Annotated in this window: 1 protein-coding gene; it reads left to right on the top strand. The window is 69.9% G+C overall.

Annotated elements, in window-relative coordinates:
* Positions 1 to 107 precede the first annotated feature (107 nt).
* On the top strand, positions 108 to 26,741 hold the full coding sequence (locus AB0M24_RS10130; RefSeq protein ID WP_363763701.1) for a type I polyketide synthase: 26,634 nt from the start codon (positions 108 to 110) through the stop codon (positions 26,739 to 26,741).
* Positions 26,742 to 26,765: the final 24 nt, after the last annotated feature.

Here is a 26,765-nt window from a genome sequence, read left to right on the forward strand (position 1 = left end):
TGTTGGGGCGCCTCTCTTGTAGGGGCGCCCCTGTTCGTTTCTAGGGGTATGCCAGGCGCCGCGACGCGAGGATTCCTGACAGGTCGCGTCTCGAGATGGGTTGAGGGATGGACAACGAACAGAAGCTCCGGGACTACCTCCGCCGGGCCAGTACGGACCTTCAGCGCACGAAGAGGCGCCTGCAGGACCTCGAATCGGCCGCGTCGGAACCGATCGCCGTGGTCGGCATCGGCTGCCGCTTCCCCGGCGGCGTGCGCAGTCCCGAAGATCTGTGGCAGATGGTCGTTTCCGGGGAACACGGCATCCGCGCGTTCCCCACCGACCGCGGCTGGGACCCCGAGATGCTCGCTCTCTCGTCGAGCGACCAGGGCGGCTTCCTGGAAGGCGCGGGCGAGTTCGACGCCGACTTCTTCGGCATCTCCCCGCGCGAAGCCCTGGGCATGAACCCGCAGCAGCGCGTGCTCCTGGAAGTCACCTGGGAGGCCCTGGAGCGAGCGGGCATCGACCCGCACGCCCTGAAGGGTTCCGCCACCGCTGTCTTCGCCGGCGCGATGAACCAGGACTACCAGCTCGGCCCCGGCGAGGGCGGAGAGGGCATGGTCCTGCTCGGCTCCTCGAACTCGGTGATCTCGGGCCGAATCTCCTACACCCTCGGCTTCGTGGGCCCGTCGGTCACCTTGGACACGGCCTGCTCTTCTTCTCTAGTGGCAATGCACCTCGCCATGCAGTCACTGCGCGCGGGGGAGTCGTCCCTGGCTCTGGCCGGCGGCGTAACGGTGATGGCGCACCCGGCCACCTTCGTGGAGTTCTCCCGCCAGGGCGGTCTCTCGTCCGACGGCCGCTGCCGCTCCTTCTCCGACTCGGCAGACGGCACGGGCTGGTCCGAGGGCGTCGGCATGCTGGTCCTGGAACGGTTGTCGGACGCGCGCCGCAACGGTCACTCAGTGCTGGCGGTGTTGCGCGGCTCGGCGGTCAACCAGGACGGCGCCTCCAACGGCCTGACCGCCCCGAACGGCCCCTCCCAGCAACGCGTCATCCAGGCAGCCCTGGTCAACGCCCGCCTGTCCAGCGACCAGATCGACGTCGTGGAAGCCCACGGCACCGGCACCGTCCTGGGCGACCCGGTGGAAGCCCAGGCCCTGCTGGCCACCTACGGCCGCAGCCGCCCTCTTGATCAGCCTCTTCTGCTTGGCTCCGTCAAGTCCAACATCAGCCACACCCAGGCCGCGGCAGGCGTGGCAGGGGTGATCAAGATGATCATGGCCATCCGCGCGGGCATCGTCCCCCAGACCCTCGGCGTCGACACTCCCTCCACCCACGTCGACTGGGACGCGGGCGCAGTCCAGCTGGTCACCTCGAACACCCCGTGGCCTGCCACCGGCCAGCCCCGCCGCGCCGCCGTGTCTTCCTTCGGCCTCTCGGGCACCAACGCCCACACGATCATCGAAGAGGCGCCCGCCCCGGAATTGTCAGACCAGCCTGAGACGATTGGGATGGGGGGTGACTCCCCCCAGGGGGCCCGCGAATCCGTATCGATTCCGAACGCCGGGGTCGCGTCGATCGAGCCTGGTGCGGTGCCGGTCCTGATCTCTGGCCGCTCGCGCGAAGCGTTGCGCGCCCAAGCCGAACGACTCCTCGACGTCGACGCCCCCGCCCTCGACCTCGCCTACTCTCTCGCGACCACCCGCGCGTCGTTCGACCACCGCGCGGCCATCGTCGGCGACCTCCGCACCGGCCTCGAAGCCCTCGCGAACGGCACCCCGGCCCCCGGCCTCGTCCAGGGCACCGCCGCCCGCACAAAGCAGGCCTTCCTGTTCACCGGCCAAGGCGCCCAACGCCTCAGCATGGGCAAGGCCCTGTACGACCGCTTCGAAACCTTCGCGGAAGCGTTCGACAACGTCCTCCACCACCTCGCCCCAGACCTCAAAGCCATCATCTGGGGCGACGACGAGGAAGCCCTCAACGAAACAGCAAACACCCAGCCCGCGCTGTTCGCCATCGAGGTAGCCCTCTACCGCCTCACCGAAAGTTGGGGCCTGAAGCCGGACTTCGTAGCCGGCCACTCGATCGGCGAGATTGCCGCCGCCCACATCGCCGGCGTGTTCAGCCTCGAAGACGCCGCGAAACTCGTCCGTGCACGCGCCACCCTGATGCAGAACCTCCCGCCCGGCGGCGTGATGATCGCGCTCCAGGCCACCGAGGACGAAGTCCGCCCGCACCTCACCGAAAACGTCGACATCGCCGCCATCAACGGCCCCACCAGCATCGTCATCGCCGGCGCCGAAGCAGAAGCGCGCGAAGTCGCCAAGCACTTCGAAAAGACCAAGCAGCTCAAGGTCTCCCACGCGTTCCACTCGCCGCTGATGGAACCGATGCTCGACGAGTTCCGAACGAAAATCGCCAACATCACCTTCGAAGCACCGATCATCCCGCTCGTCTCGAACCTCACCGGCGAACAGGCCCGCGTCGACCACATCACCACCGCCGACTACTGGGTCGACCACGTCCGCCAGGCAGTCAGGTTCGCCGACGGCATCAACTGGCTGACGACCCACGGCGTCACGCACTTCCTCGAAATCGGCCCCGACGGCATCCTCTCCGCACTGGTCGAGCAAGGAATCCCGCTCCTCCGCAAGGACCGCGACGAGCAAGAAGCCATCACCCAAGCGCTGGCGGCACTTCACGTTCGCGGCACGAAGATCGACTGGCAGCAGTACTTCGCGCACACCAACGCGAAGCGCGTCGACCTGCCCACGTACGCGTTCCAGACCAAGCGCTACTGGCCCAAGGGCGGCGGCGGTTTCCACGACCCGCGCGCCGCCGGTCTCGGCGCGGCACACCACCCGCTGCTCACCGCGACCGTGAGCTTCGCCGACCAGGACGGCGCCCTGCTCACCGGCCGCCTCACCCGCCAGACCCACCCGTGGCTCGTCGACCACGCGGTGCGCGGCGCGGTTCTGTTGCCCGGCACGGCTTATCTGGAGCTCGCGATCCGCGCGGGCGACGAAGTCGGCTGCGATCGCGTCGAAGAGCTCACCCTGACCGCTCCCCTGATCGTCCCCGAACGCGGCGGCGTCCAGGTGCAGCTGTGGATCGGCAACGCGGACGCCAACGGCCGCCGCACCGTCAAGATCTACTCGCGCGCCGAAGGCTCCGACGACGAGCCGTGGACGCAGCACGCGATCGGCATCCTGGGCGCTCCCGCACGCGAAACCTCCTTCGACACCACGGTGTGGCCGCCCGCGGGCACAGCCCTGGACGTCGACTACGAGAACTTCGCCGCGATGGGCTTCGAGTACGGGCCCGTCTTCCAGGGACTGAAGAAGGTCTGGCGCGCAGAAGACGGCGTCACCTACGCCGAGGTCGAACTGCCAGAAGGCGTCGACCCGGCCGGATTCGGCCTGCACCCGGCACTTCTCGACGCGGCCCTGCACGCCGCGATCGTCTCCGGCGAGGGCGAGGCCGGGCTGCCGTTCTCGTGGGAAGGCGTCTCGCTGCATGCGACCGGCGCCTCCAGCCTGCGCGTCCGCCTGACCCGCACGAACGACAACGCCTACGCCATCGCGGCGGTCGACGGCGCCGGAAAGCCGGTCGTCTCCGTCGACTCGTTGGTCGTACGTGCGGTCGCCACGGAGTCCACAGTGGACCGCGACTCGCTGTTCCAGGTCGACTGGGTGCCCGTCACGGTTCCCGAAGCCGACAGTTCCGAAGCCATCGTCCTCCACCTGCAGGGAACCGAAGACGTCGTCGCCTCCGTCCACGAACTGACCGAGCGAGTTCTCAGCCTGCTGCAAGAAGAACACGACGAGCGCGTCGTCTTCGTCACGAGCAGCACCGACCTCGCGTCGGCCGCGGTGTGGGGCATGGTGCGTTCGGCGCAGTCCGAGTCGCCGGGCCGTTTCTCGCTGATCGAGCTCGACGGCACCGACGCCTCCACCGCCGCACTCGCCGCCGCGGCCGCCTCCGACGAACCGCAACTGGCGCTGCGCAACGGTGAGATCTACGCGCCGCGCCTGGCCCGCGCCGCCATAGAGGAAGCCCCGATCGAGTGGGGTGCCAAGGTTCTGATCACCGGCGGTACCGGCGGCCTCGGCAAGATCGTCGCGAAACACCTGGTCACCGACCACGGCGTGCAGAACCTGGTGCTGGTCAGCCGCCGCGGCACAGGTGACGTGTCAGAACTGGAAGCGTTGGGCGCCAACGTCTCTGTCGTCGCCTGCGATGTCGCGGACGCTCAAGCGCTCGCAAACCTCCTGGCAGAGCACGAGATCACCTCCGTCGTGCACAGCGCCGGTGTCCTGGACGACGGCGTCATCTCGTCGCTGACCCCGGAACGCCTGCACCCGGTACTGGCACCGAAGGTCGACGCCGCCTGGAACCTCCACGTCGCGCTGCCCGGCGTCCCGCTCGTGCTGTTCTCGTCGCTGGCCGGCACGTGGGGAACGGCCGGCCAGGCCAACTACGCCGCCGGCAACCACTTCCTGGACGCGCTCGCCGAGTTCCGCCGCTCCACCGGCGCTCCCGCGGTGTCACTGGCGTGGGGCGCGTGGGCCGGCGACGGCATGCTCACCGAGGCCGACGCCGAACGCATGGCCCGCACGGGCATGCCCCCGCTGACCGTCGAGCAGGGCCTCGGCCTGTTCGACCGCGCGGTGGCGTCCACCGCCGCGGCTCTCGTGCCCGCGCGCCTCGACCTTGCGACGTTGCGGCAGCGCGGCGAGGTGCCGCCGTTGCTGCGCGGCCTGATCCGGGTCCGCACGCGCCGCGCGGCATCGGGTTCGGAGACCGCCGACACGTTGATCCGCAGGCTGTCCGGGCTGGGCGCCGAAGAGCGTTCCGACGCGGTGCTGGAGCTGGTCCGCGCCCAGGTCGCGGCCGTCCTCGGTCACGCGTCCGGCGACGAGATCGAACCCACGCGCCAGTTCCAGGACCTGGGCTTCGACTCGCTGACCGCCGTCGAACTGCGCAACCAGCTGACCGCCGTCACCGGCCTGCGCCTGCCCGCGACGATGGTGTTCGACTACCCGACGCCCGTCGCACTGGCCGCACACCTGCTGGACGAGCTGTTCGACGCCGATGTCGTGCTGCCGCAGGAGGTTCGGGCCGCGGTCTCGGACGACCCGATCGTGATCGTCGGCATGGGCTGCCGCTACCCGGACGGCATCGGCTCCGCGGACGACCTCTGGCGCCTGGTGTCCGAAGGCGGCGACGCCGTCTCCGGTCTGCCGTCGAACCGCGGCTGGGACCTCGAGAACCTCTACCACCCCGACCCCGACCACCCCGGCACGACGTACTCGCGCTCCGGCGGCTTCCTGCACGACGCGGGCGAGTTCGACGCCGGCTTCTTCGGCATGTCCCCCCGCGAGGCCCTCGGCACCGACTCGCAGCAGCGCATCCTGCTGGAGGTCGTCTGGGAGGCGGTCGAACACGCCGGCATCGACCCGGTCTCGTTGCGCGGTACGCAAACCGGCGTCTTCGCGGGCGTCATGTACAACGACTACGGCGCCCGGCTCGGCGGCGGCGACTTCGAGGGCTTCCAGGGTTCCGGCACCTCACCGTCCATTGTGTCCGGACGTGTCTCCTACACGCTGGGCCTCGAAGGTCCGGCGGTCACGGTCGACACCGCCTGCTCTTCTTCTTTGGTAGCAATGCACTGGGCCATGCAGGCTCTGCGGGCGGGGGAGTGCTCGCTCGCGCTCGCCGGTGGTGTCACGGTCATGTCGACGCCGACCGCGCTCATCGAGTTCTCCCGGCAGCGCGGTCTGTCGCCGGACGGCCGCTGCAAGGCGTTCTCCGACTCCGCCGACGGTGTCGGCTGGTCCGAAGGCGCCGGTGTGGTCGTGCTGGAACGCCTGTCCGACGCCCAGCGCAACGGACACCCGATCCTCGCCGTGATCCGCGGCTCGGCGGTGAATCAGGACGGCGCCTCGAACGGCCTGATGGCCCCCAACGGACCTGCCCAGCAGCGGGTGATCCGTGCCGCGCTGGCCAATGCCGGGCTGGCTTCGTCCGACGTGGACGTCGTCGAGGCGCACGGCACCGGCACGACGCTGGGCGACCCGATCGAGGCCCAGGCGCTGCTCGCCACCTACGGCCAGAACCGCACCGAACCGCTGCTCCTCGGCTCGGTGAAGTCGAACATGGGCCACACGCAGGCCGCCGCCGGTGTCGCCGGTGTGATCAAGATGGTGCAGGCGATGCGGCACGGCGTTGTGCCGGAGACCCTGCACGTCACGACCGCCTCGTCGCACGTCGACTGGACCGAGGGCGCTGTCGAGCTGCTGACGTCGTCGCGCTCCTGGCCCTCCGTGGACAGGCCGCGCCGCGCGGGTGTGTCGTCGTTCGGCATTTCTGGCACCAACGCGCACATCATCATCGAGCAGCCGCCGGCCGCCGACGTTCCGGGTTCCGCGCCTTCGGACGTCGTCGTGCCGGTGGTGTTGTCCGGACGCACCCGCCGCGCCGTGCGGGGACAGGCCGCGCGCCTGCGCTCGTTCGTCGAGGCGTCTGACGTCTCACTGCGCGACCTGGCCTTCTCACTCGCGACGACCCGGTCGGCGTTCGAGCAGCGAGCTGCGATAGTGGCTCACGATCGTGAGACCCTCTTGCGATCGCTAGGGGCTCTCGCAACCGAGAACGCTGACGCCGCCGTGGTCGAGGGCGAGGTCGCGCCGGGCAAGGTGGCGTTCCTGTTCTCCGGCCAGGGCTCGCAGCGCCTCGGCATGGGCCGTGAGCTCTACGCCCGCTACCCGGTGTTCGCCGCTGCGCTCGACGAGGTGCTCGAACGGCTGCCCGTCCGCGACGTCATGTGGGGCTCCTCCGAGGAAGACCTCCAGCAGACCGGCAACGCCCAGCTCGCCCTCTTCGCCTTCGAAGTCGCGCTGTTCCGCCTCGTGCGGTCGTGGGGCGTCAAGGTCAACGCCCTCGTCGGCCACTCGATCGGCGAAATCGCTGCCGCGCACGTGGCAGGCGTGTTCTCTCTCGACGACGCCTGCACCCTCGTGTCGGCCCGCGCGCGCCTGATGCAGGCGTTGCCGACAGGCGGCGCGATGGTCGCCATCCAGGCAACGGAAGCCGAGATCGCCCCGCTGCTGACGTCCGGCGTCTCGATCGCAGCGATCAACGGCCCGTCCTCGGTGACGATCGCGGGCGTCGAGCAAGAGGTTCTAGCGATTGCTAGAAGCTGTAACGATCGCAAGACCAAGCAACTTGCGGTCTCGCACGCGTTCCACTCGCCGCTGATGGAGCCGATGCTCGACGAGTTCCAGCAGATCGTCGACGGTATTTCGTTCAACAATCCGTCGATCCCGCTGCACACGTCCGGTGACGTGACCGCGCCCGGTTACTGGGTCTCACATGTGCGAGAGGCTGTCCGGTTCCACGACAACGTCGAGTCGGCACGCACTGCCGGCGTGACGACGTTCGTGGAGATCGGCCCGGAAGGCGCGCTCTCGGCGTTGGTCGAAGGCGCGATCCCGGTGTTGCGGAAGGACCGTTCGGAAGAGGCATCCGTCGCGCTCGCGCTGGCACGCCTGTTCGCCGCCGGTGTCTCCGTCGACTGGAGGACCTACTTCGGTCCCGCGCACCGTGTGGCGCTGCCGACCTACGCGTTCCAGCACGAGTACTACTGGCCGCTCGGCTCGACCGCCCCGGTCGTGACGGACGCGGACCCGGCCGACGCCAAGCTGTGGGCGGCCATCGAACGCGGCGACGCCCGTGAGCTTGCCGCCCTGTTGCGGCTGGGGGAGGAGCAGAGCGCGTCGCTGGACTCGCTGATCCCAGCGCTGTCGTCGTGGAGGGCGGGCAACCAGGAGAAGTCGCTCCTCGACGGGTGGCGTTATCGGGTGCTGTGGGCGCCGGTCCGCATCACGGGCACCCCGGTCCTGTCCGGTCACATCGCCGTGCTGACGACTCCGGCCGTCGACGCCGAGCCTTACCGCGCAACGCTTGCCGCGTACGGCGCCGAGGTCACGGTCATCACCTCGGTCGCTGACGTGCCCGAGTGTGATCTCGTGGTGTCGTTGGTCGCGCTGGACGAGTCGCCGGCCCAGGCGCTGACGACCGGCCTGGAGCAGTCGATTCTGCTGGTCAAGTCCGTCGAGACGCCGATCTGGGCCGTCACGTCCGGCGCGGTCGCCGCCGAGACCTCCGACTCGGTGCGGTCCGCCGCGCAGGCCGCGGTCTGGGGCTTCGGCCGGGCGGCGGCGTTGGAGTACCCGCAGCGCTGGGCCGGTCTGATCGACATGCCCGAGGTGCTGGACGAGAACGCGTTGCGCCGCTTCGTGTCCTGCGTCGCGGGCCTCAGTGGCGAGGACCAGCTGGCGGTGCGGTCGTCCGGTGTGATGGGACGTCGTCTGGCGCACCGGCCGGTCGACGCGCTGCCGTCCGACTACACCGCCCACGGCACGGTGCTGATCACCGGCGGCACCGGCGGACTTGGTGCCACGACGGCGAAGTGGCTTGCTGAGCGCGGGGTCTCCGGCCTGGTGCTGACTTCTCGCCGGGGCATGGACGCGCCGGGCGCCGCGGAGCTGAAGGCGTCGCTGGAGGAGCTCGGCCCGCGGGTGTCGATCGTCGCTTGCGACGTTGCCGATCGTTCAGCGCTTTCCGCTGTCGTCGAAGGCATCTCCAACCTGTCCGGCGTCGTGCACACCGCTGGTGCCGCGCAACACGCTCCGCTTGAGCTGACGTCGCTGGACGACTTCGCGGGGGTGTTGTCCGCCAAGGTGATCGGCGCCGCGAACCTCGACGCGCTGGTCGGCGAGGTCGACTTCTTCGTGCTGTTCGGCTCGATCGCGGGCGTGTGGGGCAGTGGTGGCCAGGCGGCTTACGGCGCCGCGAACGCCTACTGCGACGCCCTGGCCGAGGCCCGTCGCGCGCGCGGCCTGCGGGCGACGTCGATCGCGTGGGGCCCGTGGGCCGAGGTCGGCATGGCGACGCACGAGGCCATGTCCCACAACCTCGCGCGCCGCGGGTTGACGTTCCTGCAGCCGGACCAGGCCGTCGTCGAGCTGAACCGTGCCGTGATGCACGACGACACGTGCGTCACCGTCGTCGACATCAACTGGGACACCTACTTCCCGCTGTTCACCTCGGTCCGCCCGTCGGCTCTTCTGTCGGATCTGCCCGAGGTTCGCGCGCTGACCGTCGTCGAGGAGGTGAAGCGCGACGACTCGGAGTTCGCGAAGAAGCTGCGGTCACTGTCCGAAGAGGACCAGAAGCGGCGGCTGGTCGAGCTCGTCCGCGCCGAGGCCGCCGCGACCCTCGGCCACAGCTCGGTCGAGGAGGTGGGGGAGAACCGCGCGTTCCGCGACATCGGGTTCGACTCGCTGACCGCCGTCGAGCTGCGCAAGAAGCTGTCCGACGCCACCGGCCTGCCGTTGCCCGCCACGCTGGTCTTCGACTACCCGACGCCCGTGGTCCTGGCTGATCACCTCTTGGCCGAGCTGCTGGGGTCCGCCGAGGAAGCGCTGAGCTACTCGGCGCAGATCGACTCGGACGAGCCGATCGCGATCGTCGGCATGAGCTGCCGCTTCCCCGGCGACGCCGACACCCCGGAAGCCTTCTGGGACATGGTGCTCGCCGGCACCGACGCGATCACGGAGTTCCCGGCCGACCGCGGCTTCGACATGGCGCAGATGTACGACCCGGACCCCGACCGCCCCGGCACCACCTACACCACGGCCGGCGGCTACCTGCCGGACGCGGGCGACTTCGACCCGGCGTTCTTCGGCATCTCGCCGCGCGAAGCCACGGGCATGGACCCGCAGCAGCGCCTGCTCCTGGAAACCACCTGGGAGGCCGTCGAACGCGCGGGCATCGACCCGGCCGCGTTGCGCGGCAAGAAGGTCGGCGCGTTCATCGGCTCCTCCTACATCGAGTACGGCGGCGGTGACGGCGGTTCCGAGGGCTACCAGGTCACCGGCACCTCGCCTTCTGTTCTGTCCGGCCGCGTCGCCTACGTCTTCGGCTTCGAAGGCCCGGCCGTCACCGTCGACACCGCCTGCTCTTCCTCTTTGGTGGCAATGCACCTGGCGTGCCAGTCGCTGCGCACCGGCGAGTCCGCGTTCGCCGTGGCCGGTGGCGCGACGATCATGCCGAACCCGAAGCCGCTGATCGCCTTCTCCCGCCAGCGCGCGCTCGCTCGTGACGGCCGCTGCAAGTCGTTCTCCGACTCCGCCGACGGCATGATCCTCTCCGAAGGCATCGGCATGCTCCTGCTGATGCGCCAGTCCGACGCTCTCGCGGCGGGCCATCGTGTGCTGGCCGTCATCCGCGGCTCGGCCGTCAACCAGGACGGTGCCTCCAACGGCCTCTCCGCCCCGAACGGCCCGTCGCAGCAGCGCGTGATCATGCAGGCCCTCGCCAACTCCGGCGTCGTTCCGGGCGACATCGACGCCCTCGACGCCCACGGCACCGGCACCTCTCTCGGCGACCCGATCGAAGCCCAAGCCCTCTTCAACACCTACGGCCGCGACCGCGACGCCGACCGCCCGCTCCTCCTCGGCTCGGTGAAGTCGAACATCGGCCACACCCAGTCCGCGGCGGGCGTCGCCTCCGTCATCAAGATGGTCATGGCCCTGCGCGCCGGCGTCCTGCCCCGCACCCTCCACGCCGGCGAGCCCTCCACGCACGTCGACTGGACCCCGGGCACCATCTCGCTCCTGCAGGACACGACTCAATGGCCCGACACCGGCCGCGCCCGCCGCTGCGCCGTCTCGTCGTTCGGCATCAGCGGCACGAACGCCCACGTGATCTTGGAGCAGGCGACCGCGCCAGAACTGTCGGTGCCGTCTGAGACGATTGGGATGGGGGGTGGCTCCCCCCAGGGGGCCGGCGAATCGGTATCGATTCCGAGCACCACGAGCGTGCCGTGGCTCGTGTCGGCCAAATCCGACGCCGCCCTCCGCGCCCAGATCGCCGGGCTCGCCGACATCAACGCAAGCCGGGAAGACATCGCCTACAGCCTCACCCTGCGCCCGACCTTCGACCACCGCGCGGTCATCCTCGACGGCGCGGAAACCCGCGGCACGGCGGACCTGGAGCGCAAGGTCGCGTTCATCTTCCCCGGCCAGGGCTCGCAGTGGGTCGGCATGGGCGCGCAGCTCCTCGACGAGGAACCGATCTTCGCCGCCCGCATGGCCGAGTGCGCCGCCGCCCTCCAACCCCACATCGAGTGGAACCTGCTCGACGTCATCCGCAACCACGAAAGCCTGGACCGCGTCGACGTCGTCCAGCCCGCGAGCTGGGCCATGATGGTCAGCCTCGCCGAGGTCTGGAAGCACCACGGCGTCACCCCCGACGCCGTCATCGGCCACTCCCAGGGCGAAATCGCCGCCGCGGCCGTCTCAGGGGCGTTGAGCATCGAAGACGCCGCCAAGGTCGTCGCCCTGCGCAGCCAGGCCATCGGCCGCGTCATGTCGGGCCGCGGCAGCATCGTGTCCATCGGCCTGTCCGCCAACGAAGTCCAGCCACACCTCGAAGAATGGGGCGACAGGCTCAGCCTCGCCGCCACCAACGGCCCCCGCAGCGTCGCCGTCTCCGGTGACCTGGAGGCGCTGGACGCGTTGTGCGGCAAGCTGGTCGAGCAGGGAACCAGGGTCCGCCGCATCGAGGTCGACTACGCCTCGCACTCGGCCCAGGTCGAGGACATCCGCGACGACGTCCTCACCGACCTCGCGAGCATCACCCCTCTGACCCCGCACACGAAGTTCCTCTCCACCGTCACCGGCGAGCTGAACGAGAACACCGACGCGCTGTACTGGTTCACGAACCTCCGCCAGACCGTGCACCTCAACGAGGCCGTCGAGCAGCTCATCGCCGAAGGACACCAGGTCTTCGTCGAGGTCAGCTCCCACCCGGTGCTCACGCCAGGCGTGCAGGACGCCCTCGAAGGCAAGCGCGGCGTCGTCACCGGCACGCTGCGCCGAGACATCGGCGGCCTGAACCGCGTCCTCACGAGTCTCGCCGAGGTCTGGGTCCGCGGCCTGCCGGTCCAGTGGCACCTCGAAGGCACCCGCGTCGACCTGCCCACCTACCCGTTCCAGCACGAGCGCTTCTGGATCGGCCCGCCGCAGCACCCGGTCGCCGCGCAGGACCCCGTCGACGACGCCTTCTGGCAGGCCGTCGAACAGTCCGACCTCGCCACCCTCACCCAGAGCCTGCACCTCGACGAGGCCACGCTCGCCGCCGTCCTGCCCGCGCTCACCACGTTCCGGCAGACCAGCCGCGACCAGTCCACAACGGACTCCTGGCGCTACCGCACGACGTGGAAGCCGTTGCGCGGACTGGACAACGACAAGCTCGCCGGAACCTGGGCCGTCGTCACCACGGACGCGATCAACGACACCGACGTCGTCAACGCGCTCGGCGACGTGCAGCGAATCGTCCTGGACGCCGACGACGACCGCGCCTCCATCGCGGCCAAACTGACCCGAGCAGACGGCATCGTCTCGCTGCTGCCCACTGACGAACGTCCCGGAGCCCTGGGCCTGCCAACAGGTCTGCTGCTCACCGTGAACCTGATCAACGCGGTCGCGGACACCGGCCTCACCACCAAGATCTGGAACATCTCCCGCAACGCCCTCTCCACCGGCCGCGCGGACACCGTCGACCACCCGGCACAGGTGCAGGCGGTCGGCATCGGCTGGACCGCCGCGCTGGAGCACCCGCAACGCTGGGGCGGCTCCATCGACCTGCCGGAGGAGCTCGACCAGCGCGCCGCGCAACGGTTCCTGGCAGCCCTCGTCAACGCCGGCGACGAGGACCAGCTCGCGATCCGCGCGTCCGGCACCCTCGCCCGCCGCGTCGTCCGCGCACCCGCGAAGCCGGAAACCCGGGACTGGACCCCGCGCGGCACCACGATCATCACCGGTGGCACCGGAACGCTCGGCCCGCACGTCGCCCGCTTCCTCGCTCACAAGGGCGCGGAGCACCTGGTGCTCACCAGCCGCCGCGGCATCGACGCGCCCGGCGCCCGCGAACTCGTCGCGGAGCTGGAAGAACTCGGCGCGCCCACCACGGTCGTGGCCTGCGACATCGCGCGCAGGGACGACGTCGAACGCATGCTGAACGACCTGCGCGCGGAAGGCCGCGAGATCCGCTCGGTCATCCACACCGCCGCGGTGATCGGCCTGCACTCGATCGACGGGTCCACTGTAGAGGGTCTGAGCGAGATCCTCGCCGCGAAGGTCGACGGCGCCGCCCACCTGGACGCGTTGCTGACCGAGGACCTCGACGCGTTCGTGCTGTTCTCGTCGATCTCCGGCATGTGGGGCTCCGGCAACCACGCGTCCTATGTGGCCGGTAACGCCTACCTGAACTCGTTGGCCGCCAACCGTCGCGCGCGGGATCTCAGGTGCACCTCGGTCTCGTGGGGCATCTGGTCCGACGACATCGGTCTCGGCCGCGTCGACACCGACCAGATCCGCCGCAGCGGCCTGGAGTTCATGAAGGCACGGCTGGCCCTGGCCGGTCTGCAGCGCGCGATCGAGGACGACGAGACCGAGATCGCCATCGCGAACGTCGCCTGGGACCGCTACTACCCGGTCTTCACCGCGATGCGCCCGACGACGCTCTTCGAAGAGCTGCCGGAGGTTCGCGCTCTCACCGTCGCCGCGGAGCAGACCACGACCTCCGATGGCTCCTTCGCGGCCGGGCTGCGCGCCCTTCCGCCCGCCGAACGCGAACAGCAGCTGCTCGACCTCGTCCGCGCCGAAGCCGCCTCGGTGCTGGGCATGTCCTCGACCGACGCGCTGACCGAGCACAGGGCGTTCCGCGAGGTCGGCTTCGACTCGATCACCGCGGTCGACCTCCGCAACAAGCTCGCCGCCGCAACGGGTCTGACGTTGCCGACCACGATGGTGTTCGACCACCCGAGCCCGCTCGCCCTGACGGAGTTCCTGCTCGGCGAGCTCCTCGGAGCGGACGTTCCCACGGGCCCGGTCATCGCCTCGGTCGCGTCCGACGAGCCCATCGCGATCATCGGCATGGCCTGCCGCTACCCCGGCGGCGTCGCTACTCCGGAAGACCTGTGGAACGTCGTGATGAACGGCGTCGACGCGATCTCCGGCTTCCCCGCCGACCGCGGCTGGGACGGCGACTCCCTCTACAACCCCGACCCGGACGCCCCCGGCGGCGCCTACTCGGTGCAGGGCGGCTTCCTGCACGACGTCGCCAACTTCGACCCCGGCTTCTTCGGCATCTCGCCGCGCGAAGCCCTGTCGATGGACCCGCAGCAACGTCTCCTGCTCGAAACCGCCTGGGAGTCCATCGAACGCGCCGGCATCGACCCGCAGTCGCTGAAGGGAACGCTGACGGGCGCGTTCATCGGCGCCTCCTACCAGGACTACTCGGCGGGCGGCTCCGACCAGCCCGGCGACGAGGGCCACATGATCACCGGCACGCTCTCGAGCGTGCTGTCGGGCCGCGTCTCCTACCTGTTCGGCCTCGAAGGCCCGGCCGTCACCCTCGACACCGCGTGCTCTTCTTCGTTGGTGGCACTGCACCTCGCGTGCCAGTCGTTGCGCGACGGGGAAAGCTCACTGGCATTGGCCGGCGGCGTCTCGGTCATGGCGACGCCCGGCGCGTTCGTCGGCTTCTCCCGCCAGCGCGCTCTCGCGAAGGACGGCCGCTGCAAGGCCTACTCCGACGCGGCCGACGGCATGACGCTCGCCGAGGGCGTCGGCCTGGTCCTGCTGGAACGAGTGTCCGACGCGGTGCGCAACGGCCACCGCATCCTCGCCGTCGTGCGCGGTTCCGCGGTCAACCAGGACGGTGCCTCGAACGGCCTCACCGCCCCGAACGGCCCGTCGCAGCAACGAGTCATCCGCCAGGCCCTGGCCAACGCGCGACTGGAACCGTCCGAAGTGGACGCCGTCGACGGCCACGGCACCGGCACGGCCCTGGGCGACCCGATCGAGGCCCAGGCCCTGCTCGCCACCTACGGCCAGAACCGCACGCAACCGCTGCTGCTCGGCTCCATGAAGTCGAACATCGGCCACACCCAGATGGCCTCCGGCGTCGCCTCGATCATCAAAATGGTCCTGGCGCTCCGTGCCGGCGTGCTGCCCCGCACCCTCCACGTCGACCAGCCTTCGACGAAGGTCGACTGGTCCTCGGGCTCGATCAAACTCCTCGCCACCGAGGAAGCCTGGCCGGTCACCGACCACCCGCGCCGCGCCGGTGTCTCCTCCTTCGGCCTCTCCGGCACGAACGCCCACGTGGTGCTGGAAGCGGCCCCGCCAGTTCCCGAGAGCCAGGAATTGTCGGACCCCTCTGAGATGATTGGGATGGGGGGTGGCTCCCCCCAGGGGGCCGGCCAATCGGGATCGATTCCGCAGGTCGGCGCGGTGCCAGTGCTGATTTCGGCGCGCGCGGACGACGCTCTGAAGCAGGTCGCGGGCAACCTGATCGACGTCGACGCGGACCTCACCGAGCTGGCCGCGAGCCTCGCCACCAAGCGGTCGACGTTCGAGAAGCGCGCGGTCGTCGTCGCGAGCACCCGCGACGAGCTGACCCGCGGCCTCACCGCACTCCGCGACGACCAGCCGGACGCGAGCGTCACCCGCGGCCAGACGACGCGCGGCCGCACCGCGTTCCTGTTCACCGGCCAGGGTTCGCAGCGCCTCGGCATGGGCCACCAGCTCTACCAGCGCTACCCGGTATTCGCCGACGCCCTCGACGCTGCCTGCGCCTACCTCGACGCGGACCTCGCCCGCCCGCTCCGTGACGTCATGTGGGGCGACGACGAAGCTGAACTCAACCAGACCGGCTACGCCCAGCCCGCGATCTTCGTGGTCGAAACAGCGCTCTACCGGCTCGTCGAGTCGTGGGGCGTCACGCCGGACTACCTGGCGGGCCACTCCATCGGCGAGATCGCCGCGGCACACGTCGCGGGAGTCCTGAGCCTCGACGACGCCTGCACGTTGATCTCGGCCCGCGCCCGCCTCATGCAGGCGCTGCCGACCGGTGGCGCGATGATCGCGATCCAGGCCACCGAAGCCGACATCACCCCGCTCCTCACCGGCAACGTCTCGATCGCGGCGATCAACGGGCCAAGCAGCATCGTCATCGCAGGCGACGAAACCGAAACGACCGCCATCGCCGCCAGGTTCGAGAAGACCAAGCGCCTCACCGTCAGCCACGCGTTCCACTCGCCGCTGATGGACCCGATGCTCGACGACTTCCGCGAGGCGATCAGCGGCATCCAGTTCGGCAAGCCGTCGATCCCGCTCATCGCGGAAGACGTCACGAACCCGGAGCACTGGGTGCGGCACGTGCGCGACGCGGTCCGGTTCGCCGACAAGGTCACGCAGCTCGAGAGCAAGGGCGTCCGGGCGTTCCTCGAGATCGGCCCCGACGGCGTGCTCACCGGCATGGCTCAGGAACTCGTCGAGGACGCTGTTCTGGTCCCGGTTTCACGCCGCGACCGCGACGAGGTCGTCACGCTGCTGACCGCGCTGGCCGGCCTGCACGTCCGCGGCACGGCCGTCGACTGGGCCGCCTACTTCGCCGGCACCGCGGCCGAGGTCGAGCTGCCGACGTATCCGTTCCAGCACCAGCGTTTCTGGCCGGAGCCCGTCACCGCGACGAGCAAGGACGGAGACTTCGTCGACGACGACTTCTGGGCCGCCGTCGAACGCGAGGACTTCGCCGCACTGGCGCAGTGGCGCTCGCGCAAGCAGCAGTCCACTGTGGACTCATGGCGCTACGCCGTCACCTGGAAGCCCATCACGGCCCAGGCAACGCTCACCGGCCCGTGGCTGATCATCTCCGACCACGACGCCTCCGAACTGATCGACGCGCTCGGCGTCGAAACCGTCGTCGTCAACGCCGCGGAACTCGCTGAGCAGGCCCACGGCGACTACGCGGGCGTGCTGTCGTTGCTGGCGCTGAACACCGATGCCGAGGACGCGCTGGTCCGCACCGCGACCGTGGTGCGGGCATTGGGTGAAGCCGGCCAGGACGCCCCGCTGTGGGTGGCGACGCAGGGCGCGGTGTCGGTCGGCGGCGGCGAGCAGATCGCCCACCCCGACCTCGCCACCGTTCACGGTCTCGGTCGCGTGATCGCGCTGGAGCACCCGCAGCGCTGGGGCGGCCTGATCGACCTCCCCGACACGCTCGACTGGAACACCGCGCGCCGCATCCCCGGCGTGCTCGCGGGAACCGAGGACCAGGTCGCGGTGCGGCCGTCCGGCGTCTACGGCCGCCGCCTCATCCACAGCACCCCGAGCGCGCTGCACCGCGACTACCGGCCGGGCCGCGTGCTCGTCACCGGTGGCACGGGCGCGATCGGCAGGCAGGTCGCGCGGTGGCTGCTCGACAACGACGCCGAGCAGGTCATCCTCGTCAGCCGCACCGGAACCGCGGACTTCGACGACCCGCGCGTGCTCGTGAAGTCCTGCGACGTAGCCGACCGCGACGCCCTGGCCGCGCTGCTCGCCGAACACCCGGTGACGTCGGTCTTCCACGCGGCAGGCGTCGTCGAGGACGGCCTCGTCGAGTCGATGGACGCCACGTCGTTCACGAACCTGTTGCGCGCCAAGGTCCACGCCACCCGCAACCTGCACGAGCTCACGTCGGACCTCGACGCGTTCGTGCTGTTCGCCTCGACCGCCGGCGTCATCGGCGGCGCGGGCCAGGGCAACTACGCGGCCGCCAACGCCTTCCTCGACGCCTTCGCCGAACACCGCCGCCTGCAAGGACTTCCGGCCACCTCGGTGGCGTGGGGCCCGTGGGGTTCGGATGGCATGGCAACGGCGGGCGGCGTCGCGGAACGCCTGAAGCGCGGCGGTTTCACGCCGATGGAGCCCACGCTTGCCTTGCAGGCCTTGAAGCAGGCCATCGAACACGGCGACGCGGCCGTGCTGGTCGCGGAAATCGACTGGGAACGGTTCCTGCCCGCACTCGCCGGTCTGCGTCCGGCACCGCTCGTCGGCGACCTGCCCGAGGTCAAACGCTTCCACACCACCGAAAAGGTCGTCGAAGCGGAGCAGCCGCAGTTCCGCAAGGCACTCGCAGGCCTCTCGAAAGCCGAACGCAACCGCGCCGTCCTGGACCTGGTACGCGGCCAGATCGCCGCGGTCCTCGGCCACGGCAACGCCTCCGACGTCGACCCGGACCGCGCGTTCCTCGACCTCGGCTTCGACTCGCTCACCACGCTGGAGCTCCGCAACCGCCTGCAGGCCGCGACCGAACTGACGCTGCCCGCATCGTTGCTCTACGACTACCCGACGCCCTACGACCTGGCGGACTTCCTGCTGGGCGAGGTCGGTGACGTCCCGGCAGAAGTCGTGGTGCGGCGGGTCGACGACGACCCGATCGCGATCGTCGGCATCGGCTGCCGCTTCCCCGGCGGCGTCACGTCCCCGGAAGCGTTCTGGGAGCTCGTGTCCACGGGCGGCGACGGCATCAGCTCGTTCCCGTCCGACCGCGGCTGGGACCTGGCGGCGTTGGGCGCCGGCGCGTCGGCGTCGCTGGAGGCCGGTTTCCTGAGCGGTGTCGCGGACTTCGACGCGCACTTCTTCGGCATCTCGCCACGGGAAGCGCTCGCGATGGACCCGCAGCAACGCCTGGTGCTCGAAACGGCCTGGGAGGCGATCGAACGCACCGGCATCGACCCGCTGTCGTTGAAGGGCAGCGCGACCGGCGTGTTCGTCGGCACCAACGGCCAGGACTACGAGAACGTCCTGCGCCGCTCCCTCGACCCCGACATCCAGGGCTACCTCGCCACCGGCAACACCGCGTCGGTGATGTCCGGCCGCCTCTCCTACGTCCTCGGGCTGGAAGGCCCGGCCGTCACCATCGACACGGCCTGCTCGTCGTCGTTGGTCGCCATGCACTGGGCGATGCGCGCGTTGAGGTCCGGTGAGTGCAACCTGGCTTTGGCGGGCGGCGTCTCCGTGATGTCGAGCCCGGACTCGTTCGTCGAGTTCACCACCCAGGGCGGCCTCGCTCCCGACGGCCGCTGCAAGGCCTTCGCGGACGCCGCCGACGGCACCGCGTGGTCCGAAGGCGCGGGCATCCTGGTGCTGGAACGCCTCTCGGACGCCGTTGCTCATGGCCACGAGGTCTTGGCACTGGTGCGCGGCTCGGCCGTCAACTCCGACGGCGCCTCCAACGGCCTGACCGCCCCGAACGGCCCCTCGCAGCAGCGCGTGATCCGCCGCGCTCTCGCGGACGCCTCTCTGTCCGTGGGCGACATCGACGCCATCGAGGCACACGGCACCGGCACGACGCTGGGCGACCCGATCGAAGCCCAAGCCCTGCTCTCCACCTTCGCGGACCGCACGACGCCTCTGTTCTTGGGCTCGGTGAAGTCGAACATCGGCCACGCCCAAGCCGCCGCGGGTGTGGCGGGCGTGATCAAGATGGTCGAGGCGATGCGCCACGGCGTGCTGCCCCGCACCCTCCACGTCGACGCCCCGAGCACCCACGTCGACTGGACCTCGGGCCCGGTCGCTCTCCTCACCGAGAACACCACCTGGCCTTCGTCGAGCCGCCCGCGCCGAGCAGGTATCTCCGCGTTCGGCCTCTCCGGCACCAACGCCCACGTGATCTTGGAAGCGCCAGGCTCGGGGATCCCCCCGATTTCCAGCGTACCGGGCGAAAATGCTGGTCAGGGCGGCGCGCCTGAATCTGTGGACAACTCGGCGCCTGTGGACAACTCGGCAGTTGTCGATCTTGCGAGCCCGGAATCGTCGGCCTCCCGTGCGACGATCGGAGTGGGGACCTCGCGTCCCCCCAAGGGGGCTCCCGTCGTTGTTTCGGCGAAGTCCTCCGATGCTCTGCGCGCTCAGATCGATCAGATCCGCGCTGTCGAGGCAGACCAGTTGGATCTGGCGTTCTCGGCGGCGACGACGCGCGCGCAGTTCGCACACCGTGCGTTGCTGATCGACGGAGCAGAGGTCGCGAACGGTGTGGCGCGCAAGGCGGGCACGACGGCGTTCCTGTTCACCGGCCAGGGTTCGCAGCGCCTCGGCATGGGCCGCGACCTCTACGAGCGGTTCGAAACGTTCAAAGCGGCTCTCGACGAAGTCCTCGCGCACCTCGACCCGCAGCTGAAGGACGTCATCTGGGGCGAGGACGAGGAGAAGCTCAACCAGACCGGCACCACCCAGCCCGCGCTGTTCGCCATCGAGGTCGCGCTCGCCAGGCTCGTCCAGAGCCTCGGCGTCCTGCCCGACCACGTCGCCGGCCACTCCATCGGCGAGATCGCGGCCGCCCACATCGCGGGCGTGCTGACCCTCGAAGACGCGGCCAAGCTCGTCACCGCCAGGGCCAGCCTCATGCAGGCGCTGCCCCAGGGCGGCGCGATGGTCTCCGTCCTCGCCACCGAAGCCGAGGTCAGGAAACAGCTCGGCAAGTCCAGGAAGGTGTCGATCGCGGCGGTCAACGGACCCAAGTCGGTCGTCATCGCCGGCGACAAGACCGCGGTCGACAAGATCGCCAAGAAGTTCGAGAAGACCAAGCAGCTCACCGTCAGCCACGCGTTCCACTCGCCGCTGATGGACCCGATGCTCGACGACTTCCGCGCGGCGATCGCCGGCATCACCTTGACCGCGCCGCGCATCCCGATCTCCACCGCCGGCGATGTCACGACCGTCGACTACTGGGTGAACCACGTCCGCGACACGGTCCGCTTCCACGACAACGTCCAGAGCCTGAGCGACGTCGACACGTTCGTCGAGATCGGCCCGGACGGTGTGCTCGCGGCGATGGTCGACGGAGCCGTTGCGACGCAACGCAAGGACCGCGACGAGGTCAGCGCGTTCGGACTCGCGCTCGGCACCTTACACGTCCGCGGTGCCGACGTCGACTGGCACCGGTACTTCGCCGGCACCGGAGCGAAGCGCATCCCGTTGCCCACCTACGCGTTCCAGCGCGAACGCTACTGGCCGACGACCACGCCGAAGTCCACAACGGACGATTGGCTGTACGAAGTGGTGTGGGAGAAGCACAACGTCCCCACCACGAGCGAAGGCACGTGGCTCGTCCTCGGCGACGCAAAGGGATTCACCGGCGACACCGTCACGGAGCTCAAGAACGGTGACTACGCCGGCGTCCTCTCGACCACGGACGCCAGCCCGTTCGAGATCCTGGGCATCCTGGAAGCCAACGACATCACGGCGCCGTTGTGGTGTGTCAGCAGCGAACCCGCTGTCTGGGGCGAAGGACGAGTCGCCGCGCTGGAGCAGCCGGAACGCTGGGGCGGCCTGATCCGCGTCGAAACCGACACGTGGGCCGCTCCGACGCAGGACCAGGAAGTCACCTTCCACGCCGACGGCGCGTTCGTGCCACGGCTGCGCCGCATCGAGGCCACCACGCCGTGGACGCCGACCGGGCAGATCTTGCTTGTGGGCGCCGAGGGTTCGATGGGCGAGCAGCTCAAGTCGTTGCCCAACACGACCGACACGCTGACCGACGACGTCACCGCGGTGATCCATCTCGGCAGCATCGAGTCGTTGCGCCAGCTCGACGAGCAGCTGGGCGACCGCGAGCTGGAAGCGTTCGTGATCTTCGGCTCGGTCGCCGGCACGTGGGGCTTCCGCGGCCAGGCACAGCAGGCCGCGCACAGTGTGATCGTGGAAGAGTTCGCCAGGCAACGAAAAGCGCGTGGCCTCAAGGCGACCTCCCTCGCGTATGCGCCGTGGGAGGGCACGACCGACCAGAGCATGGCCGCGCACCTGAGGAACAGCGGCATCCCGGTCCTCGACGCTCCGAACGCGCTGGCGGCACTGCACCAGGCTGTCGCGAGTGGACGGACGAACGTCGTCGTCGCGAACGTCGACTGGAACACCTTCCAGCAGAACAACAAGCTCTTCAGCGCGTTCCAGAGGCCGGTCACCGAACCAGTGCTCAAGCGGACGCTGGCCAAGCTGCCCGAGTACGAACGTCACGGCGCGCTGCTCACTCTCGTCCGCGAGAAGGCCGCGCTCGTCCTCGGCCACAACGGAACCGGCGCGATCGAGCCGGACGTCCCGTTCCGCGACCTCGGTTTCGACTCGCTCACCGCCGTCGACCTGCGCAACCAGCTCCAGACCGAGTCGGGTCTGCAGCTCAGCGCGACGCTGGTGTTCGACTACCCGACGCCCGATGAGCTCGCGACGCACCTGCTCACCGAGCTCCTCGGCGGCGCGGAGGAGATCGAGTACACGGTCCGCGCGACCACCGACGAACCGATCGCGATCGTCGGCATGGCCTGCCGCTACCCAGGTGACGTGCGGTCGCCGGAAGACCTGTGGCAGCTGCTGCTCGACGGCCGCGACGCGATCGGCGACTTCCCGGCGGACCGCGGCTGGGACCTCACCTCCCTCTACAGTGGACAGAGCGTCACTCGCAGCGGCGGTTTCCTCTACGACGTCCCGAACTTCGACCCGGACTTCTTCTCGATCTCGCCGCGCGAAGCGATGGTCATGGACCCGCAGCAGCGCATCGTGCTCGAGACGGCCTGGGAGGCTCTGGAACGGGCGGGCGTCGACCCGGCGTCGATCCGCGGCTCCGTCACCGGTGTGTTCGTCGGTGGTGGCAGCGGCGAATACCGGCCGTCGGCGGAGGAAACCGGCCTGGAGTGGCAGACCGCGCAGTCCGCGTCGCTGCTGTCCGGCCGCCTCGCCTACACGTTCGGCCTGCAGGGTCCGACGGTCTCGGTCGACACCGCGTGCTCGTCGTCGCTGGTGTCGCTGCACCTCGCGGCCCAGGCGCTGCGCACGGGTGAGTGCTCGATGGCGCTCGCCGGCGGTGTGTGCGTGATGTCGACGCCGGTCGGGTTCATCGAGTTCAGCGCTCAGGGCGCGTTGTCGGAGGACGGGCGCTGCAAGGCGTTCTCGGATTCCGCTGACGGCACCGGCTGGGCCGAGGGTGTCGGCATGCTGGTCCTGGAACGGCTTTCGGACGCGGTGCGCAACGGACACGAGGTGCTGGCCGTCGTGCGCGGTTCGGCGATCAACTCCGACGGCGCGTCGAACGGCCTGACCGCTCCTTCTGGCCCGGCTCAGCAGCGGGTGATCCGGCAGGCGCTGGCGGCCTCCGGGCTGGTTCCGTCCGATGTGGACGCTGTCGAGGCGCACGGCACCGGCACCAAGCTCGGCGACCCGATCGAGGCGCAGGCGCTGCTCAACGTCTACGGGCAGGACCGTGTCGCCCCGCTGCTGCTGGGCGCGGTCAAGTCGAACATCGGCCACACGCAGGCCGCGTCGGGTGTGGCGGGCGTGATCAAGATGGTGATGGCGATGCGGGCGGGCGAACTGCCGCGCACCCTGCACGCTTCGACGCCGTCCTCGCACGTCGACTGGAGCTCCGGCGCGGTGCAGCTGCTGCAGGAACGCACCTCGTGGCCTACCGTCGACCGGGCACGCCGCGCCGCCGTGTCGTCGTTCGGCGCCAGCGGCACCAACGCCCACGTGATCTTGGAAGCCCCGGCGTCGGGGATCCCCCCAATTTCCAGCGTACCGGACGAAAGTGCTGGTCAAGGGGCCGCTCAGCGATCTGTGGATAACTATCGGGTGGTTCCGGTTCTGGTGTCCGGGCGGACGCCTGCCGCGGTGCGTGACCAGGCCGCGCGCCTGCTCGACGTCGACGCGGATCTCCTGGACATCGCTCGCTCGGCGGCCACCACGCGGGCCTCGTTCGACCAGCGCGCGGTGGTGCTGGCGGCGAGCCGCGAGGAGTTGACCGACGCGCTCGCGGCGATCGCGGCCGACGTCCGCAACCCGCTGGTGGTCAGGGACGAGGTGGCGCGCTCCGGCAAGCTCGCGTTCCTGTTCGCCGGCCAGGGATCGCAGCGACTCGGCATGGGACGCGACCTGTATGCGCGGTTCCCGGTGTTCAAGAGCGCCTTCGACGAGGTGCTGAGCCACCTCGATCCGAAGCTCGGGGACATCGTCTGGGGCGACGACCAGGAGACGTTGAACGAAACCGGCACCACGCAGCCCGCGCTGTTCGCCGTCGAGGTCGCGCTGTTCCGCCTGGTCGAGTCGTGGGGCCTCAAACCGGACTTCCTGGCCGGCCACTCGATCGGCGAGATCGCGGCTGCGCACGTCGCAGGCGTGCTCAGCCTGGAAGACGCCGCGAAGCTCGTCACCGTGCGCGCCCAGCTCATGCAGGCACTGCCCGAGGGCGGCGCGATGGTCGCGGTGCAGGCCAGCGAGGACGTCGTGCTGCCGCATCTCACCGACGGTGTGGCGATCGCGGCGGTCAACGGTCCCGACTCGGTGGTCATCGCCGGGCCGGAGGAAGCCGTGGTCGCGATCGCGGAACGCTGGAAGTCCAAGCGCTTGCGCGTCTCGCACGCGTTCCACTCGCCGCTGATGGACCCGATGCTCGACGAGTTCCGGTCCACCGTGGAGTCACTGACCTTCCACCAGCCGCGGATTCCAGTGGTGGCGGAAGGCGATGTGACGAGCCCCGAGTACTGGGTCCGGCACGTGCGGGAGGCGGTGCGGTTCGCGGACAACGTGCGGACGCTCACCGAACGCGGCGTCACGACGTTCGTCGAGCTCGGCCCGGACGCGACGTTGTCCGGTCTGGTCGAAGGCATTCCGCTGCTGCGCAAGGACCGCGACGAGGAGCAGTCGATCGTCTCGGCGCTCGCCCGCCTGCACGCTCGCGGGGTGAAGGTCGACTGGGCAGCGTTCTTCGGCGCTGGAAAGACCATCACGCTGCCGACCTACGCGTTCCAGCACCAGCGGTTCTGGCCGTCGACGATGGTGTCGAGCGCCAGGCCCGCTGCCCCGGCCAACGACGACGCGGCGTTCTGGGCGGCGGTGGAGGGCGAGGACTTCGGGTCGCTGCACAACGTCCTCAGCGTCGACACCGGAGCGTTGGAGCAGGTGCTGCCCGCGTTGCTCGACTGGCGCAAGCAACGCACCGACCTCGCACTGGTCGACAGCTGGCGGCACCGCATCACGTGGAAGCCGTTGGACGCCACCAGGTCCGGCGAGCTGACCGGCACGTGGCTCGTCGTCACGGCCGGGGCCGACGAGTGGAGCGACGCGGTCATCGACTCGCTCGGCACCAGCGTGGTGCGGGTCGACGTCACGGCGCCGGATCGCGAGGCCATCGCGGACGAGTTGCGGTCGCTCGGCACCTCGTTCGCCGGTGTGCTGTCGCTGCTCGGACGTGCCGGCGCGGGTTCGGGCAGTGCGCCGCAGGGTGTGCTGCTGACCGCCGCGCTGATCCAGGCATTCGGCGACGCGGGCATCACCGCACCGCTGTGGTGCGCGACCCGAGACGGTGTCGCCGTCAACGGCACCGCGTTCGAAGACCTGACGCAGGCCGCGATCCACGGCCTCGGACGCGTCGTGACGCTGGAACACCCGGAACGCTGGGGTGGCCTGATCGACCTGCCCGCGGTGATCGACGACCGCGTGGCGAACGGGGTCACGTCCGTCCTTTCCGGACTCGACGACGAGGATCAGGTCGCGGTGCGTTCCACCGGACTGTTCGGTCGCCGCTTGGTCGCCGCGCCGACAGCTGTTCCGGCGCAGGAATGGCAGCCACGGGGCACCGTCCTGATCACCGGTGGTACCGGCGCGCTCGGTGGCCACGTCGCCCGGATGCTCGCGCGGAACGGTGCCGAGCACCTGGTTCTGGTGAGTCGCAGCGGCTTGAAGGCAGAGGGTGCGGCGGAGTTGCGTGCGGAGCTGATCGGTTTGGGCGTCGACGTCACGATCGCCGCGTGCGATGTGGCGGACCGGAAGTCGTTGAAGGCAGTGCTTTCCGCGATTCCCGGGCCGTTGACCGGCATCGTCCACACGGCGGGTGTGATCGACGACGGCGTGCTCGACAAGATGACGCCGGAGCGGTTCGAGGCGGTGTTCCGCAGCAAGGTCACGTCGGCGCTGCTGCTGGACGAGCTGACTTCCGACCTGGACGCGTTCGTGCTGTTCTCGTCCGCGTCGTCGTCGGTCGGCAGTCCAGGCCAGTCGAACTACGCGGCGGCGAACGCGATGCTCGACGCGCTGGCCGATCGCCGGCGTGGTCAAGGCCTCGCGGCGACGTCGATCGCGTGGGGTGCGTGGGGTGGCGGCGGTATGGCCGACACCGAGGACGCGCTGGCCAACGCCAAACGTGCCGGTATCGCGTCGATGGACCCGGTCCTGGCGTGCGTCGCGCTGCGGCAGCTCGTCGGTGAGGGTTTGCCGACGGCGGTGGTGGCGGCGGTGGACAAGGGCCGGTTCTCCGGTGGTTTCCGGCCGAACCCGTTGCTGCGCGAGCTCGCAACGGAGTCCACTGTGGAGGCTCCGGTCGCCGAGGGCGCGTTCCGCGACAAGCTGCTGGCGTTGCCCGCGGCGAAGCGGCTGGACGAGGTGCTGGACCTGGTGCGGACGAGGGCGGCCGAGGTGCTCGGTCAGGCCGACGTCGACGTCGTGCGCCCGGACCGGCCGTTCCGCGACCTCGGGTTCGACTCGCTCGCGGTGGTCGAGCTGCGCAACCAGCTCAACGCCGCCACGGGCCTGGCTCTGGCGTCAACCCTCGTGTTCGACCACCCGTCACCGGAAGAGCTCGCGACGCACGTGCTGACTGAGCTCATCCCGGATGCGGTGTCTGTCGAATCCGAGGAGACGGAAATCCGTGACCTGCTGGCGCGGGTGCCGCTCGCCCAGTTGCGGGAGATCGGCGTGCTGGAGCCGTTGATGCAGCTCATCGGCAAGGGGGCGGCGGCTCAGGACGACGAGGACATCGACGAGATGAGCGTCGACGACCTGATCCAGGCCGCGCTCGACGGCCAGGCTGACTGAGCAAGCTCCTTCTGACGGCCGGCT

Source organism: Lentzea sp. NPDC051838, assembly GCF_040681245.1.
In the GTDB taxonomy this organism is placed as follows: Bacteria; Actinomycetota; Actinomycetes; order Mycobacteriales; family Pseudonocardiaceae; genus Lentzea.

What these genes read in the sequence shown, in the direction of transcription:
- AB0M24_RS10130 (WP_363763701.1), top strand. Translation starts at nt 108, where the DNA reads ATGGACAACGAACAGAAGCTCCGGGACTACCTCCGCCGGGCCAGTACG.